The 14,049-nt window shown below is 63.0% G+C and carries 19 protein-coding genes and 2 pseudogenes; 6 read left to right on the top strand and 15 right to left on the bottom strand.

Annotated features, from left to right (window positions below; translation table 11 throughout):
• Positions 1–186: 186 nt before the first annotated feature.
• Positions 187–624: a ribonuclease HI family protein gene (locus tag AC1D2E_RS31690; RefSeq protein WP_478201071.1), complete on the bottom strand. Its 438-nt coding sequence runs from the start codon at positions 622–624 to the stop codon at positions 187–189.
• Positions 625–953: 329 nt separating this feature from the next.
• Here AC1D2E_RS31690 and AC1D2E_RS31685 point away from each other — a divergent pair, with 329 nt between their 5' ends.
• Both AC1D2E_RS31685 and AC1D2E_RS31680 read left to right on the top strand, forming a co-directional pair.
• Entirely contained in the window at positions 954–1,598 is a 645-nt protein-coding gene (locus AC1D2E_RS31685) for a cysteine hydrolase family protein (RefSeq protein WP_478201070.1), read from the top strand.
• A 117-nt stretch (positions 1,599–1,715) separates the two neighbouring features.
• A complete protein-coding gene (locus AC1D2E_RS31680; RefSeq protein ID WP_478201069.1) occupies positions 1,716–1,931 on the top strand; it encodes a hypothetical protein in 216 nt (71 codons plus the stop codon).
• 173 nt (positions 1,932–2,104) lie between these two features.
• Here the strand turns inward: AC1D2E_RS31680 and AC1D2E_RS31675 are convergent, their stop codons facing one another.
• Positions 2,105–2,479 (bottom strand): DUF2493 domain-containing protein, encoded by a 375-nt coding sequence (locus AC1D2E_RS31675; protein WP_478201068.1) that lies wholly within the window; start codon positions 2,477–2,479, stop codon positions 2,105–2,107.
• Positions 2,480–2,922: 443 nt separating this feature from the next.
• Here AC1D2E_RS31675 and AC1D2E_RS31670 point away from each other — a divergent pair, with 443 nt between their 5' ends.
• Positions 2,923–3,306 (top strand): hypothetical protein, encoded by a 384-nt coding sequence (locus tag AC1D2E_RS31670; protein ID WP_478201067.1) that lies wholly within the window; start codon positions 2,923–2,925, stop codon positions 3,304–3,306.
• Between the two features lie 40 nt (positions 3,307–3,346).
• Here AC1D2E_RS31670 and AC1D2E_RS31665 read toward each other — a convergent pair whose 3' ends face one another.
• Together AC1D2E_RS31665 and AC1D2E_RS31660 are read right to left on the bottom strand one after the other, a co-directional pair.
• Positions 3,347–3,676, bottom strand: a complete 330-nt coding sequence (locus tag AC1D2E_RS31665) for a YegP family protein (protein WP_478201066.1) — start codon at positions 3,674–3,676, stop codon at positions 3,347–3,349.
• A 544-nt stretch (positions 3,677–4,220) separates the two neighbouring features.
• Complete coding sequence (locus AC1D2E_RS31660) at positions 4,221–4,418, bottom strand: hypothetical protein (protein WP_478201065.1); 198 nt, start codon at positions 4,416–4,418, stop codon at positions 4,221–4,223.
• Positions 4,419–4,678: 260 nt separating this feature from the next.
• On the opposite strand from AC1D2E_RS31660, the gene AC1D2E_RS31655 reads away from it, so the two are divergent.
• Positions 4,679–5,233, top strand: a complete 555-nt coding sequence (locus AC1D2E_RS31655; RefSeq protein ID WP_478201064.1) for an anthranilate synthase component II — start codon at positions 4,679–4,681, stop codon at positions 5,231–5,233.
• A 75-nt stretch (positions 5,234–5,308) separates the two neighbouring features.
• Here AC1D2E_RS31655 and AC1D2E_RS31650 read toward each other — a convergent pair whose 3' ends face one another.
• From AC1D2E_RS31650 to AC1D2E_RS31625, 6 genes are all read right to left on the bottom strand, one after another.
• Positions 5,309–5,512 (bottom strand): hypothetical protein, encoded by a 204-nt coding sequence (locus AC1D2E_RS31650; protein ID WP_478172751.1) that lies wholly within the window; start codon positions 5,510–5,512, stop codon positions 5,309–5,311.
• 439 nt (positions 5,513–5,951) lie between these two features.
• A complete protein-coding gene (locus AC1D2E_RS31645; RefSeq protein ID WP_478201063.1) occupies positions 5,952–6,116 on the bottom strand; it encodes a hypothetical protein in 165 nt (54 codons plus the stop codon).
• Between the two features lie 144 nt (positions 6,117–6,260).
• Positions 6,261–6,734 carry an ASCH domain-containing protein gene (locus AC1D2E_RS31640; protein WP_478172753.1) on the bottom strand — a complete coding sequence of 158 codons (474 nt, stop codon included), beginning with the start codon at positions 6,732–6,734 and terminating at the stop codon, positions 6,261–6,263.
• A 309-nt stretch (positions 6,735–7,043) separates the two neighbouring features.
• Positions 7,044–7,514 (bottom strand): hypothetical protein, encoded by a 471-nt coding sequence (locus AC1D2E_RS31635; RefSeq protein ID WP_478201062.1) that lies wholly within the window; start codon positions 7,512–7,514, stop codon positions 7,044–7,046.
• Positions 7,515–7,833: 319 nt separating this feature from the next.
• Complete coding sequence (locus AC1D2E_RS31630; RefSeq protein ID WP_478201061.1) at positions 7,834–8,349, bottom strand: hypothetical protein; 516 nt, start codon at positions 8,347–8,349, stop codon at positions 7,834–7,836.
• A gap of 340 nt (positions 8,350–8,689) precedes the next feature.
• On the bottom strand, positions 8,690–9,025 hold the full coding sequence (locus tag AC1D2E_RS31625) for a PXPV repeat protein (protein WP_478201060.1): 336 nt from the start codon (positions 9,023–9,025) through the stop codon (positions 8,690–8,692).
• Positions 9,026–9,423: 398 nt separating this feature from the next.
• Here AC1D2E_RS31625 and AC1D2E_RS31620 point away from each other — a divergent pair, with 398 nt between their 5' ends.
• Positions 9,424–9,600 carry a hypothetical protein gene (locus AC1D2E_RS31620; protein ID WP_478201059.1) on the top strand — a complete coding sequence of 59 codons (177 nt, stop codon included), beginning with the start codon at positions 9,424–9,426 and terminating at the stop codon, positions 9,598–9,600.
• Between the two features lie 72 nt (positions 9,601–9,672).
• Positions 9,673–10,809, top strand: coding sequence for a patatin-like phospholipase family protein (locus tag AC1D2E_RS31615; protein ID WP_478201058.1), 1,137 nt, complete (start codon positions 9,673–9,675; stop codon positions 10,807–10,809).
• Positions 10,810–10,957: 148 nt separating this feature from the next.
• Here AC1D2E_RS31615 and AC1D2E_RS31610 read toward each other — a convergent pair whose 3' ends face one another.
• From AC1D2E_RS31610 to glnQ, 5 genes and pseudogenes are all read right to left on the bottom strand, one after another.
• Complete coding sequence (locus AC1D2E_RS31610; protein ID WP_478201057.1) at positions 10,958–11,359, bottom strand: VOC family protein; 402 nt, start codon at positions 11,357–11,359, stop codon at positions 10,958–10,960.
• An 80-nt stretch (positions 11,360–11,439) separates the two neighbouring features.
• Positions 11,440–12,486 (bottom strand): hypothetical protein, encoded by a 1,047-nt coding sequence (locus tag AC1D2E_RS31605; protein WP_478201056.1) that lies wholly within the window; start codon positions 12,484–12,486, stop codon positions 11,440–11,442.
• Positions 12,487–12,851: 365 nt separating this feature from the next.
• Positions 12,852–12,986, bottom strand: a pseudogene (locus tag AC1D2E_RS31600) (XRE family transcriptional regulator); the annotation flags it as partial.
• 160 nt (positions 12,987–13,146) lie between these two features.
• Positions 13,147–13,770 carry a gamma subclass chorismate mutase AroQ gene (gene aroQ, locus AC1D2E_RS31595; protein WP_478201055.1) on the bottom strand — a complete coding sequence of 208 codons (624 nt, stop codon included), beginning with the start codon at positions 13,768–13,770 and terminating at the stop codon, positions 13,147–13,149.
• A gap of 67 nt (positions 13,771–13,837) precedes the next feature.
• Positions 13,838–14,049 (bottom strand): annotated as a pseudogene (gene glnQ, locus AC1D2E_RS31590) (glutamine ABC transporter ATP-binding protein GlnQ); the annotation flags it as partial.

Below are 14,049 nucleotides of genomic sequence, written 5' to 3'. Positions count from 1 at the left end.
GCGGTTCTTCGGCATGTCCCGAGCGTGGCAGAGCGCCCGGGACGCCTCCAGTGCATCAGCTAGATAATGCCGGATATGGGCGGAAAGGCATCACGAGGCGTCCTCGAAATCAGAGGGGTGAGACGAATGGCTGGTTGTGGCTGCGGGTGCGGCGGTTGGCCGGCTGTAGCCTCAGCTTGCCTGGCACTAACGCCGCTTCTTGGACAGTTTGACAATGCGATTGCCAGCAAGCCCTAGTGCAGCACGAGCGAGTGCATCGGCTTCTCTGTTGCGATGGCGCGGTATCCACATCAGGGTTGCCTGGTCGAACGAATTGAGCAGTGCTCGAGCTTCATTAAACAAGGAGGCGAGCCGGGCAATCGGCTTTGCTGTGCTGCTGCCGACCTGTTCGACGACGACACTGTTGTCGCAGTGTATGAGCAGCGTGCCCGCCCCACGCAATTTCAGTTGCTGAAGCGTCGCCAGCAGAGCTCTGAGCTCCGCCTCGTTGTTGCAGCCGTTCTCATGCGCCGCTTGCGAAAGCGTGTGGCGCGTTCCATCAGGCTCGGTAAACACCGCTCCAAGGCCGATACGACCGGGGTTAGGCACGGCGCTGCCGTCGCAGTAGGCAAACCAAGGGGTCATGTGCTGCGTCCGCTGTTGGCCCGACTGTAGCCCAAGGCGCCGGCGGCATCACGGGGCCTGAAGCGGGCCGGCTTCCAGCTAGCGACTCGGGCCGGCCGCGTGCCAAGGTGCTACCTCCTGCGCCAATCGGAGCTCGGCGAGCTGCTCCCCCAAGCGTTCCGCCTCCGCGCTCGCCGCGTCTAGGGCGGCGGTCAGTCTCTGGAACTCCTGCAGGTGCGCAGTAAATGTGCAAGACTCGGCGCCGAGGTGGCCGAAGGGAGACCAGAGCGTGTTGCATGCATGCAATGGATGACCCTCGGTGGCCTGCCAGCTTGTCCAGGAGAAACGCGATGGAAAAAGCATTCGGTCTCACCATCCCGCGCACGCTCGACGATGTCTGCAATCCCAGGGACATCGCTCTGCTCGTGTACGACATGCAAGTCGGGATCGTCAGCCAGGTGTCCGATGGCGCCGCTCTCACTGCGCGCGTGCATGACGTGTTGACCATCGCGCGCGAAGCCGGGATGCGCGTGTGCTTCACGCGGCACCTGTCCTTGCCGCGCGAGTTTATGGGTTCGTTCCAGTATCGGATGGCGATGAGCTGGCAACGTCTCGACAGCCCCGACGACGTGCGGCCGTGGTTCCTGCGCGACTCGCCAGGGTTCCAGATCGTCCCTGAGCTCGCGCCGCTTCAAAGCGAGCCCATCTTCGACAAGATTGCGATGTCCGCGTTCGAAGGAACGCCGTTGTCCTTTGCGCTGCGTGACTGTGGCATCCGCGCGATCGCGATCGTCGGCCTTGCCATGGAAATCGGCATCGAGCCTACCGCCCGACACGCTGCAGATCTCGGCTTCATTCCCGTGATCGTCGCCGATGCGTGCGGGCACGGGAACGAGGACGCCGCGCGTGGCTCTGTCAAGCTGTTGGAGTTCGCCGGGGACGCGATCTTCACCGAGGCGAATATCTTGCGACGCTCCCTCGCTCTACGCCGCTGATCGTGCGCTTCTGTGAGTGACGCCGAAGAGCCCAGCTTCGATAGCTGCTTGCGCAGGCGCGCGACAACGCGGGTCGACAGGGTCGCGGGGGTCTACGTCACCAACCCGAATGGGACCTTGGTGGCGAACGCCGGGCGCGATGTGAACCTCGTCGGCGCGATCCTCGAGAACAAGGGTGGCGGCGCCACGTCGATCACGGCCAAACGCGACATCAACCTAGGCACCGTGACCGAGAGCAGTTCGTTCCTCGCCATCGTCCCCGGCAAGATCGTGAGCTTGCAGCAGCCGGGAGACCGGCGGCACGATCGCGAACAACGGCGAATGCGGCGTTGACATCGTTGACCATCTTGGTGTCGCCCTTGCGCCCGCGATGCCGTTTCCGTCCCCGAGAAGACCACCCTTGAGGTACTCGGCTCCCTTGTACCCACCCACGTCGTAGGCCACCTCATCGAACATATCCCCCACCTGCACGATGTACCACCCGGCGGGCTTCTGCATCTTTTTCGCTATCCAAACGGCGGTGTCTCACCCTCAAGCCGCCAGGTCTTCAACACCGGCACGAGCGCTGCCGACGCGATGGTGACCATGTGCGCGGTCACGCGACCTCCCATGAACGCGACAACGAGTTCCGGACGCCCCTCGCGCAGCATCTGACCGTTTCTGATGGGTCCCGCACGACCCTGATAGCGAACCCGGTCAGCGATGAATGTGGCGACCTCGATACCGCGTGCCTTGGCCCAACGACGTGCGAGCTCATCGGCTCCCGTCGCGCCACCCTCGATGAGCTGAGTGATCGGTTGGCGGGCGTGAACGCGGTCAAGGACGCGAACAATGTAGGCCCAGTCGTCGTAATTGCGACCACCACAGACAAGTACCCTCATGATGTGGTGGCCTCGTTCATGCTTTCTTACTAGAAATGCGCTCGCCAAAAAAGGCAAACCCCGCCGAAGCGGGGATGGTTTGCAATGACTGTCAGTGCGTTGTTCTGATCATGATAGTTCGACAAGCGATCCAGTGCGAGGCGACCGCGGTAGGGAAGGTGTCTCCAACAACAGGAAAGCCCGCACGATGCGGGCTTTTGTATTACGCGACCTTGTTCTGTCTGGTTTCGCGAACGGCACCTTAGCTGTTCGTCGACGACAAGTTCATGAACTCCACGTCTAACCTCACATGGCGTAGGGGCGTCGTGTTGGACCTTCGGCATGCGAGCCATAGAGTGCAAATCTCACATCTCAAGTCCTCGTGGTCGATGGTGGCGTTGTCCTACTACAAAGGTTCGCCTGCTGATTGTGCCCAAGACTGTCCTGATTGGAGTCATTCGCGCATGACGTGCTTGATGAAGCATTTGAGGCTGATCGGCAGGGTGATTTTGGTCATCGTGGCTGCACCAGTGGTAGTGCTCGTCGCGCTCGCAGTGGGTCCGCTGTTCGCGTTGATTGTCCTTCTGGCTCTTCCGTTCATCTTGGCGTTCGAAATCATTGATAGGAAACTCAAGGACGTTACTGCGAGCCAGGCTCTCGACGAGCTGCAGAAGCTCTACCCGGACGTACCGCGGGAGATGCTTCGAGAATGGGAGAGCCTGATGAAAGAGCATGCTCACGACGTCGGCGACTTACCGGTGCCGACTCAGGACGGACCTTATGACAGTCCAGAGGATGCCCGGACGGAGCAAGCTCAATCCATGCAACAGGGTGAGCCGCCCCACTGAGGCGGCTTTTTCGCATCTGCGAGATAGCTCAGACAGTGCCCTACGTGTTGTCGACGGTGGGCGCGTCCGGCCCATTCAACCTGACCCAGTTGACCCCGTTGTCCCTGGCAGCAGGCGACGAGTAGGTCTCGCTCGTCCCGATGGTCTCCCCGTTCCCGGCCGAGAGCGTGAAATACGCTTGCCCGTTTGTCGCGGTCAGTCGCCGATATCGCATTTCCTGCGGCGCGTTGTTCTTGACAGAGGCGATGCCACCCTGCGCATTTTGTTTGGACGTGTAGCGTTCGCTGGTCAGAACGGTCTCGCCGTTGGCGGACTTCAGGTTGAACATGAACTGCGTCCCACTGCGCTTGAGGTCGTAATGTATTGCCATGATTCCTTCTGACTTGATTGAGTCATTGATGGCCAGACTGCCGCCGGGCAGCCGTGGCTACAGCGTCGCGCGAATTGCCCGACGGCGCACTCTCCTAGCCATTTCCGAGCGCGTCATCCCCAATGTGACGGAGATGGCTCGATGAGCCGCAACCTACGACGCTGATCTGCGCGAGACGAGGCGGGAGGTCATAGACGACGAAGGCAACCGTACCCGAACTCGCTCAAGCAGTTCGAGTCAGGTGCAGTGCGCCACTCTGTTTTGTTCTGTACTTATCCCGCAGAGGCCGCGAGAGCGGCCTTGGCGCGCGTGCCCTTGGCCAGGATGTCGGATGCGTGCGGTCCGGATGAAGGGCTTGGGATCGATGGTGTGAGGGGCGACGTACAGGTCGGAGGCCAGTTCCAATTCTGCCACGCTGGTGAAGCTGTCACGCCGGATGCGCTTGTCGGTGATGTCGCGGAGGAAGCATCAGGCCGTACGTAGGAGCCTCCCGACCAGGGCGCGGCCACCCGCGTCTCCCTGGCCGGTGCCGTGCCGGCCGTTCCTACTGAGCGGCGGATGCGGCGGAGGCGACCGCAGTCTTGCCCCCGGTCATCCAGGCGAACGCCTCGGAACTCGCGGTGACGGACGTAGCCGCCTCGACGAAGCGCAGCTCGCCCTTTGCGGTCTCACCGGTAACGATTCCCGCCGCGGACGCCAGGGTCACCGCGCCGGCCAAGATGAAATTCCATGTCGTGCTCATAGCAGCCTCTGTAGACGAGAGTTTGAGGCCAAAGAACCGGGCGAAAACGGCGAAAAAGGAACAGCAGCGTTCGTTCCGAAGAAACAATGGCACGGTCGCGCCCGCTCTCCGTGCAACAGATCGGGTGCCCGCGGTGGAAATGCCCGATGCCGACCGCGCGCCGCCACAACACACCGCCCCCCGCCTACCTGATCTGAGAGTTGTGACAAATCGCTTCCAGTCGAACCATGGCTCCTCCCCCAAACCGAAAGGAGCCAGGCATGCGGACCCTCTTGATCGACAACTACGACTCGTTCACCTACAACCTCTACCAGTACCTGGCCGCCAGCAATTCACGGCCACCCCGAGTCATCCGGAATGACGAGCTGAGCTGGCTCGAGATCGAGTCGCTCGAGTTCGACAACATCGTCATCTCCCCGGGGCCCGGCCGGCCCCAGCGCCCGGCGGATCTCGGTATGGTCAACGACGTGTTGCGCCACACACGCGTTCCATTGCTCGGCGTCTGCCTGGGCCACCAGGCCATCGCGCATTTCTGCGGTGCCAGGGTCGACCTGGCTGTTCGTCCCATGCATGGGCGCCTCGACCGGGTCAGCCATACCGAGGTAGATTTGTTCCGGGGCATTCCCAACCCCTTCGAAGCCGTGCGATACCACTCGTTGGCCGTCACCGAACTGTCCATCGACCTGGAGCCGCTCGCCTGGACATCCGATGGCACCCTGATGGCGCTTCGCCATCTCGCCAGGCCATGGTGGGGCGTGCAGTTCCACCCTGAGTCGATCAGTACGGAATACGGGGCAAGGTCGAATCCGACTTGAGATCAAGTCCCAAACCGTCCGCGCAACAGGGTCAACTTCAGACCTACCGCTGTAGGCAACGCTCAGACCGGGCCGCTACTTTGTGAGTAAGCTGAGCCGGATGCGGTCCCCTGCGGTCTCGTCTTCGGTGCCGAAGCCATCGGCGAGCGCGGCGCACTCAGTCACCACACATTCGGCGAAGGTCCGCACAGCCGGCGTGACCGGCTCGCCAGCCTTGAGGAGACCAGCGAGTACAGCCAAGTTTGCAAAGACTTCCGCAGGATCTTCAGTTGGTTCCATGGAAGCAGCCTAGGTCGCAGATGTGAATGCTTCAAGCGTGGAATGTCCTTAGAACGGAAGTTCCCGTGCCGGTCGTTACTTTGTATTCCGGCGGTCGCGGCTGGGCTCTGCAGGTGGCCATGAGGGGAGTCGGTGTGGCGCTTTCGCCGCAGCGAGTGATCCCGATCGAGCGCGGCGCACCGAGGAACAACGCAAACAGACGGGCAACTTCAATACGGTGCGGGCGACCTGATGACCTCGACTGGCCCGATGCCCGAATAGATTGTCGCTCCGGTCTTCAAGCAGCTGATCGTCCAACGGTCATCGCCGGGAGTCACCTCGTAGTCCCCGGGTGGCAGGGGTAGTTCGCGTTCTTCGTGGATACCATCGCCCAGCCACGACGGCATGCGCAGGAGGGTGGGAGATTGGGCAAATAAATCTTGGTTTGTCATAGGAGTGCTCAGCCGTTGTCCATGGCGCTGCGCGTCTGGCAGTACCACGTCTGGTGGACGAATTTGTGGTTCTCGTGCTCGATTCCCGAGAAGGTGATTGTGTCGAAGGCACAGGCCACCATTTGGGGCATCCACAAGATGCCGAACGGGGCCTGTTTCTGGCCGAATCGCATGTTTTGGCCTATTGCCGAAAATGAGGCCTAGCAGGGCCACCGTCCGCTCTCAGTCGGAGCGGTCGTAGCTGGCAGACTCGCGACCGGCAGCTCATGGCCGGTTCAGGCCCGTCGGCCTGTGCCCTTGGCTGCAAGGAACTCGGTTCAAGCATTGGCTCGGTAGATGACATTGAAGCGCTCGCACGCCACAGGCATGGTCAGGCTTGGTTCTCGGCCCAGACGCGCGCACTCGCGGCCAAAGTATGCCCAGTGCACCCGGCGCCAGTACTCCAACGACCCATCACCTTCGCCCTCGACTGCCGCGAATTCAGCGGTGACTTGCGCGAACGGCAACACCTTAACCTCCAGGGTTTCGATGACACAGGCAGGCTTTCCATCCCAGTAAGTAACGACACTGAGGGCGCCGGGCTTTGGTGGTGAACCGCCCGCGCCCTCAAATGACCAGAGGAGACCGGCGGTAGCCCGCTTGACGCCTGCAAGCACGAGGTCGGCAAGCTCGTTGGCGGTGGCTTCGTTGTCATCGAAGTGGAATGCCTCGAAGAATCGGTCGGAGCAATCCTGTCCAACGTCGGCTGAGAAAGCGTCCCAGAACACTGCGATGTTTGAAGGAATGCTCATGCTCGTCCTGGGCAGCTATGGCGGTTGTTTGGGAACTCTGCGCCGATGTCCGGTGTTGGCTGCCCTTTGCGGACGCTCAGGCTGTCCGAAAGCGGGGCGCCACGTACTTCGGGCTCGTCTTGTCCGTGGTGTCGTTGACGAATGCAAGGATGGCCTGCTTGGCGGCCCCTTCATTCCATGAAGGGCGGATCAGTTTGGGCGAGCGCGACCTGCGCGCTGCCGCCGAAGCCGGAACCGATGACGACCATGTCGTAGTCGAAAGCGCGTACGTGGCGGCGCCGCGCCCGCATGCTCAGCGCCCGATCTGCGTCATTGAGGGCTGACTGAGTAGCGCACCACTACGCCGGCCGGATCGAAGTAGACGTAAAACAGATACGGCAGGTAGTTCTGCTGTATGTGCCAGCTCCAGACCGTGCCGTCGAAGGATTCAACACGCGTCACTTGAAAGGGCTTGCCATAGGTGCGCAGGATGTCTGCCTCGCGCCATTTTCCGATCTGGATCGGGTTGTTGACCAACGGCGCGGCGAGTTCGGAACGCACGGCCACCACTTGCCCGGCCGCGTTCAGATCGACGTTGTTGACCTCGTGTCCATATGGCTCGGTTGAATATTGCAAGCGCTCGCCGCCATCGGGCAGTGGGTAGGTGGCGGTCGGCTTGCCCAACTGCTGAAGGGCCTGGGCGCGCGAAGAGCCGACGGCCAGGCGGGACGGATCGCTGGCGCAAGCGGCCAGCAGCAGGGCCAGGACCGGCGGCAGCAAGTGCAGGTGGAAGGCTTTCATGGGCGTCTCCATGTCGAAGCTCGGACAGCCGTCATCGTAGCGGGCCCCGGCGCAACCTACGCCCACGTACGTGGGCGTAGGTAGGCGCACGGATATTCCGGTACGCTCGCCGGGTTCACGATCCGAGCGCAATCCATCCGCAACCTGCCAGGTTGCGGCTTTCAGACCGGACCAGCAGGCATGACACTCGACCCGGTGATCCTGTCGCGAATCCAGTTCGGCTTCCGCGGACGCATGACGGACCGCTTCTGGCCGCAAGGTGCCGGACGCTGTCGAAAGATTTAGCCGCACGCATTGGTGCGAGGCGGTGTGTCGGGAATCATGTTCTCTCTTTGAGATGTGACCACGCCCAGCCGAACAGCGTGGCGACCAGGAATGGATAGGCGAAGAACGGCAACGGTGCCGACAAGGGCGTGAGTTGGCGTCCGGCAAAGATTTCCATTGCCACGAGCGCGAACAACGCCGACGCGATGAACCCGACCGCCCTGACCAGCTTGGGCATGATGTTGGGCGCGCTGATGAGTGCGAGCGAAGCAGCCCACAAGCCGGCCCCGCTCCCAAAAGAAGGAATACTGGTAATCGGCTCCATGGCAGCGCCAGAGAGAATCAGGCTTTCGCCGATGGCGAAGACCAGGAATCCGGCAGCCATCAGGTCGCGTCCACGCCGGAAGTGATGAATGGTCAGCAACGCAGTCGCGACAACGAGGGCCACGCCATCGAGGCCCCAAGCCAGTCCGCGAAGCGATGCAGACGAGACGAACGTGCCAGCCAATCCGAGGACGGCGCCTACGACGAGCCCAGTGGACGCAATGATTCGCAGCGGCATGTGGTTCATGGTGCCTACAAGTTTGGAAAGGGCTGTCGCTCTGCGCCTGATTGTTGATGCTCGGCGGGTTAGTGCACACCCGCTTCGCGGAAGCAATCCCGCAATTCGCCCGCGGGTGTTGTAAGTCAGCCGCGAAGGTCGATTCCTGGCCCCGTTCTGACGGCGCGTTGGCCTTCCTTGCTATCAGGCCGCGAAGATGAACGTCCGGTTGTGGGTTGCGTGCAGTCATCGCAGTTTCAGGAATCCGAGTTGCAGAAGCTGAGGCAACTGGCCAGCGTCGCGCTGTCTCCGCAGGTAGCGGCGTGGGCGGATGCGCCGCCACAAGCAATTTGATTGACCGGCTGACAGGTCAGCACTCGCCCTTCTTGGCGTGGCCCGGCGGGCAGTGGTAGCGATTGTCTTCGTGGTGACGATGGTCTCGGTCGTAGTGCTCGCGGGCCTCCCAATCGCGTCGGCTCCAATAGCGACGCCCATCGTAGTAGCGCTCGCCATACCAGCCGGGCACAACCACCACCTGTGCAGGCGGAGGCACGTACACCGGTCGCGGGGCAACGTACACGGGCGCCGGTGCGACGTAGACCGGCGCAGGCGTGCCCACATTGATGTCGATGTTGACCGCATGCGCGACGCTGGTCAGGCCGAGCAAGGCGCATGCAGCTGGTACGAAATAGGAATACTTTTTCATTGTTGTCCGTGATGGAGTGAGGGCTGCGATCTTCACCAACGCGTCGATGGCCTCGCGGTTGACCGGCGCCAAAGGCCGCTGCGCGAATCGATCAATTGAATTCGACCCGGTTCTCCTCATGCGTTCGCGTCGAATTGGAGGGCCGGTCGAGGGTCTGCTGTTGGCCGCGAGCACCAGTTCGCGGACGTGCCTGGCAGCTGACCTTCAGCGTGATCGCCCGGTTGGCCAAAGGCTCCTATCGGCGAGTTTGGCGAACAGGCAGTCCCGGCCATGAGCCGACGGTCTCGATGACCGCTTTCCGGCTTTCCAGCGCGGCGGCGGGCGATCCATTCCGCACGAGACTTTTACCAAGCCGCGCGGCGCATGTAAGCTACTTCGCAATTCCAGAGAAAGCACTCATGCCCCGCGCAGTCCTTGCCGAAACCCACATTCATCCCGCCGTTCGCGACAAGATCGCCCGACACCAGTCCGCCATCGTCCGCGAGGTGCAGGGCGCCGTGACGGCGAATCCGGTCGTCGCATCCAGCATGTCGCGCCGATCGAGGGTTTCGCCGACGAAGAATGGGATGCAGTGATGGCGATCAACTTCTCATCGGCGCTGGCCATGGGCGGCGGCTGGACATTGCATTGAGTGCAGGGAGACGACCATGGCGAATTCACGCAAGCCGCGAGGCGCGGCCGGCAACGGGGGCAGCAACGGCGAACTCCCGGGCCAGGTCGTTCTGGTGCTGCAGGGCGGCGGCGCGCTCGGCGCTTATCAGGTCGGCGTCTATGAGGCGCTGCACGAGGCCGGCATCGACCCCGACTGGGTCATCGGCACCTCCATCGGGGCGATCAACGCGTCGTTGATCGCCGGCAACCGCCCCGAACACCGGCTCGATCGCCTGAATGCCTTCTGGGAGCTGATGCAGGCATCGACGCCCGCCTTCCGCGCCCCGGATTGGATGGGTCTGGGCAACATGGTGTCGAACATGGCGACCGTGATGCGGGGCATCCCGAACTTCTTCGCGCCCAACCTGCATGCGCTGCGCGGATCGGCCGCGCAGCTCGGGGTGGAGGCGGCTTCCTACTACAGCACGGCACCGCTGCGCGGGACACTGCTGTCGCTGGTCGATTTCGAGTACTTGTGCCAGTGCCGCACGCGCCTGACCGTCGGTGCGGTGAACGCCTGCAGCGGCGAAATGCGCTATTTCGACACCCGCAAGGAAGTGCTCGGCGTTGACCACGTGATGGCCTCGTGCGCCCTGCCCCCGGCCTTCCCTGCCGTGCGTATCGACGGCCAGCCCTACTGGGACGGCGGCATCTACTCCAACACGCCCATCGAGGCCGTGCTGGACGCCAAGCCGCGGCACGACTCCGTGATCTTCGCTGTCAACGTGTGGCACCAGACGGCGCCCGAGCCCGACTCGATCTGGCAGGTGATGGCGCGCCACAAGGACATCCAGTTTGCCAGCCGCGCCGACAGCCACATCGCGCGGCAGAAGCAGATCCACCGGCTACGCCATGTGATCCGCGAACTGCACAAGCAGATTCCGGCATCGAAGCAAGCCGACCCAAAGGTGATGGAACTGGCCTCCTGGGGCTGCGGCACCACGATGCACGTGGTGCACCTGGTCGCGCCACGCGTGTACGGCGAAGACCATACCAAGGACATCGATTTCACGCCCTCGGGCATCCGAACCCGCCGGCAGGCGGGGTACGCCGACACGCTGCGCATGATCGGTCGCGCGCCGTGGAAAGACGCCACAGTCGATCCCATCGAAGGCGTGATCGAGCACCGCTGACCCTCTCGGCGGACGCTCAACGTTCGAATGGTCTCCGAAGTTGAAGCTCACCCTCTCCCTCGAGAAACCCTCGATCAGCGCAACGCCGTCTCAACAAACACGTCGCACCGATCAATTGGAGTCGCTCGGGCTCAAGACCGACGGCCTCCTAGCGGCGATACCACTGCCGCAGCTCGATCGGATTGCCGTCCGGATCGCGGATCTCGGCTCGGGCATAGTCCGGCCGCTTCACCGGCCCCCACGCTGCCTCCACGCCCTTCTCCTTGAGCATGTTCAGCGCGCCGTCCATGTCATCCACCTCGAGGGCGAGGCACTGCCAGCCGAGCCGCTGCTCTGCGCTGCGAGACGGGATGGCTTTCGCTTCCGGATAGCACATCACCTCGACCGTGGTGCCGCCGAGCTCGAGGAAGACGAGATCCAGCGGCCCGGAAGGGGTCTCGGGAATACGCCAGCGCTCGCGCTCCTGGAAGCCGAGCACACCGGTATAGAACGCGACAATACGCTCGGGCTCCGCAGTGAGCAGTTCGATATGGTCGATGCGCTTGAACATGCAGCCCAAGTATAAGTAGAAGCCCCGCGACCCGAGGCGCGGTGACTACACGAAGGCACCACCGCATAGTGAAAAGCCGCTCATGGACAGGCCGGCGCGGGCTGAGTCACCTGCCCCGTGAGATCGTACAGACCGAACAGCGCTTGCGACGGTGACTGACGCGCAAACCACGAGAGCGTCACCGCATTGGTCACCACGGTGACGCGACCGTCCGGGCCGGTGATTCCGATGTTCATCTTCTCGACCGGATCTGCGTCCTCGAGGAGGGGATAGCACTGCGTCGTCTCCCGAGACAAGAGCCACGGCGGCACGATGTTGCTCAAGAACGGGTCCGCGGCCCACTCCACGATCTCGTGGCTCAACGCTTTGCCTCGCAAGTCGACCCAGGACGGCAGCGCTGGGCCGTAGTCGCGCCATCCCGACCAGATGTAGGTGTAAAAGCGCGGCGGCGCCGCCGTGGGGGAAGCCGACACCGCGAAGCCGTCGTGAAGGCCGCCCAGCGAGTTGCAGCCGTTCGCGCTCAGGCAGTCCGCCGCAGTCGTGAGCGACGTCATCGTGTTGCCAGCCAGGAAGATCGGCAGCTCGTTGGGCGCGATCTGCAGGGCGTGGATGAGCTGCTGCACCTCACGTCTCGTCCAATCCCAGCTCAAGATGCCCACCCGTCGCTGCGTGACCGGATCGAAGATCGTCAAGCCCTGCTCGGGGGGAACATTGATGGTCTGCGTCGGCAGCACGTCGGGCAGGAGCATCGTCTGATAGCCGGGCACGGCCGCAAGGCTGATGCGCTGCACGAGGTTGTGCCATTGCAGCGGACCGAGACCGATGTCCATGGGCGTGAACACCGGCGACGCGAGCGCGGCGGAAGCCATGCCCGGGTCGTCGATGACCTGGCCATCCGACAGGAACACGAAGCGCAGCGGAACGACGTGGGCCTTGATCGCCGTGGTGATCGGCCCCAATGCGGGGTCCGTGCCGACCATCGCATAGGGGTAGGTCTGGCCGTCGACCGTGAAGCCCGAAGACCACCACGGGATCGTTTGCGTTTCGCGCGCCGGCCGCGGCTTCGGCTGCTTGCTGTGGCCGGGGCCGCGATCATTGAAGGGAGCCGGCGGCGGGACGATACTCAACGGCTTCAGGCCGAGTCCCGTGCCCGCGGCTTGAGCCGCGGCAGGCGCGAGCAGCGGCGATGCCGGACGGAGCGCTCCTCCGCGTTGGATTGCAGTCGCGGTCGCGGTCGCTGAGTCACCATGATCGGGCTCCTCCACAGGTTGTGGCCGCATCCTGCCACAGCAAACTGCCGCGACTGCATGGGTCAGGCCGGGCCACGCATTGCTTCGGGCAAAACCTGATCAAAACTGTGGAGGGGGCGCATCAAGCTCGGGTTGCGATGCACCAATGGGGCGCGCGAGGTCATCCAGCAAGTCTTCGTTCCAGGCCTTCATCCAGGGACCTCGTGCGGCAGTCGGCKACGCCGCGCGAGATCCCTTCGTGCCTAGCCACGCAAAGTAAATACGACGGAGAGATACGACACCGGCAGCGTGCCGATGTCCTCGATGCCGTGCAGTGCGGTGGCATCGAAGAGCAGCGAATCACCGACGCGGAGTTTCACGCGCCTGGGGCCATAGCGTCGAGGTCGTGGAGATGGTCGCCCAAAGGGAACGCTGCTGGGGCATCAGGGGCTACACGAGCGTCGAAAGACTACCGAGAACGCCGCGATGATCCTGCGGCGTAGAGGCATGCCCGGTGGACCCCTGCCCTCGGAGCGCTGCACCCTGCCGTTTCACCCATCAGTCCCCACAAACCCGCGCCAGCCCCCGATCGAGGCCGATGCGGTAGAGCGGCTCCAGTCGATGGTGCTTGCCATGGTCGCCGGCCGCCCTGGCCAGATGCAACTTGCAATCGGGGTCGGCTCGAAGGGTCTGCGTCGCCACCAGCTCTTCGATGAACTGCGTCCGCAGGCGATCCAGCGCGGGGCGCAGCTCGGTCTTCAAATCCGCACGGCGATCCGCCGGCACGCTGCCGCTGCGCCGCCAGTCGGCCATGAGGACGAACTGGACCAGCTTGCTTGCTTCGATCTGGTCCGCGAAGAAGGCCGACGCCAGCTCGCCCGGAATGCCCATGCCGCGAGCTTCCGACGTTGCCACATCGATGACCCGCTTCTCGCGCGGATCGTTCGGCGGATCGGCAATCGACAGCTTCGAATCCCATTTCGTCAGTGCGACCTTGCGCGAGATCTCCAGGCGTATCGCGCTCAACTCCACCAGCCTCGAAAAGTCCTGCGCCTGCACTGCCGCTGCGGAAGCACCAGCCATTGGCGCCAGACCGGCCGTGGCGCCAATCAAGACGCCCGCGAAGAGTCGACGCGGCTTCGAAAGGTCGACTTTCAATTTCATGGTTCCGAATGCGATCACCTGTGCCTCCTGTTTGTTGCTGGTTGCACGTTGTGCCCTGATCCCGATCGATCGGTCAATCCGACCGTTAGACAATCTGCCGAAGAAAATTCCTGATCCGAGGGCTCGAACCCTTGCCGAAGAACTCGTCCGGCGTCGAGTTCTCCGCGATGGCGCCGTTCTCCATGAACACGACCCTGTCCGCGACCGCACGGGCGAAGCCCATCTCGTGCGTGATGCACACCATGGTCATCCCCTCGCGTGCGAGCGCGATCATCGTTTCCAGCACTTCCTTGACCA

It is taken from the genome of Variovorax sp. P1_H2, assembly GCF_056405295.1.
Note: the sequence above shows the minus strand (reverse complement) of the source record. Positions and strands in the feature narration are given on the sequence as shown.

Excerpts from the sequence above, each read along its gene's own strand:
- AC1D2E_RS31610 (WP_478201057.1), bottom strand. The coding sequence starts at position 11,359 with ATGTTCAAGCGCATCGACCATATCGAACTGCTCACTGCGGAGCCCGAG.
- AC1D2E_RS31655 (WP_478201064.1), top strand. The coding sequence starts at position 4,679 with ATGCGGACCCTCTTGATCGACAACTACGACTCGTTCACCTACAACCTC.
- AC1D2E_RS31690 (WP_478201071.1), bottom strand. The coding sequence starts at position 624 with ATGACCCCTTGGTTTGCCTACTGCGACGGCAGCGCCGTGCCTAACCCC.
- AC1D2E_RS31670 (WP_478201067.1), top strand. The coding sequence starts at position 2,923 with ATGACGTGCTTGATGAAGCATTTGAGGCTGATCGGCAGGGTGATTTTG.
- AC1D2E_RS31625 (WP_478201060.1), bottom strand. The coding sequence starts at position 9,025 with ATGAAAAAGTATTCCTATTTCGTACCAGCTGCATGCGCCTTGCTCGGC.
- AC1D2E_RS31650 (WP_478172751.1), bottom strand. The coding sequence starts at position 5,512 with ATGGAACCAACTGAAGATCCTGCGGAAGTCTTTGCAAACTTGGCTGTA.
- AC1D2E_RS31630 (WP_478201061.1), bottom strand. The coding sequence starts at position 8,349 with ATGAACCACATGCCGCTGCGAATCATTGCGTCCACTGGGCTCGTCGTA.
- AC1D2E_RS31640 (WP_478172753.1), bottom strand. The coding sequence starts at position 6,734 with ATGAGCATTCCTTCAAACATCGCAGTGTTCTGGGACGCTTTCTCAGCC.
- AC1D2E_RS31635 (WP_478201062.1), bottom strand. The coding sequence starts at position 7,514 with ATGAAAGCCTTCCACCTGCACTTGCTGCCGCCGGTCCTGGCCCTGCTG.
- AC1D2E_RS31660 (WP_478201065.1), bottom strand. The coding sequence starts at position 4,418 with ATGAGCACGACATGGAATTTCATCTTGGCCGGCGCGGTGACCCTGGCG.
- AC1D2E_RS31675 (WP_478201068.1), bottom strand. The coding sequence starts at position 2,479 with ATGAGGGTACTTGTCTGTGGTGGTCGCAATTACGACGACTGGGCCTAC.
- AC1D2E_RS31615 (WP_478201058.1), top strand. The coding sequence starts at position 9,673 with ATGGCGAATTCACGCAAGCCGCGAGGCGCGGCCGGCAACGGGGGCAGC.
- AC1D2E_RS31620 (WP_478201059.1), top strand. The coding sequence starts at position 9,424 with ATGCCCCGCGCAGTCCTTGCCGAAACCCACATTCATCCCGCCGTTCGC.
- AC1D2E_RS31685 (WP_478201070.1), top strand. The coding sequence starts at position 954 with ATGGAAAAAGCATTCGGTCTCACCATCCCGCGCACGCTCGACGATGTC.
- AC1D2E_RS31665 (WP_478201066.1), bottom strand. The coding sequence starts at position 3,676 with ATGGCAATACATTACGACCTCAAGCGCAGTGGGACGCAGTTCATGTTC.
- AC1D2E_RS31645 (WP_478201063.1), bottom strand. The coding sequence starts at position 6,116 with ATGCGATTCGGCCAGAAACAGGCCCCGTTCGGCATCTTGTGGATGCCC.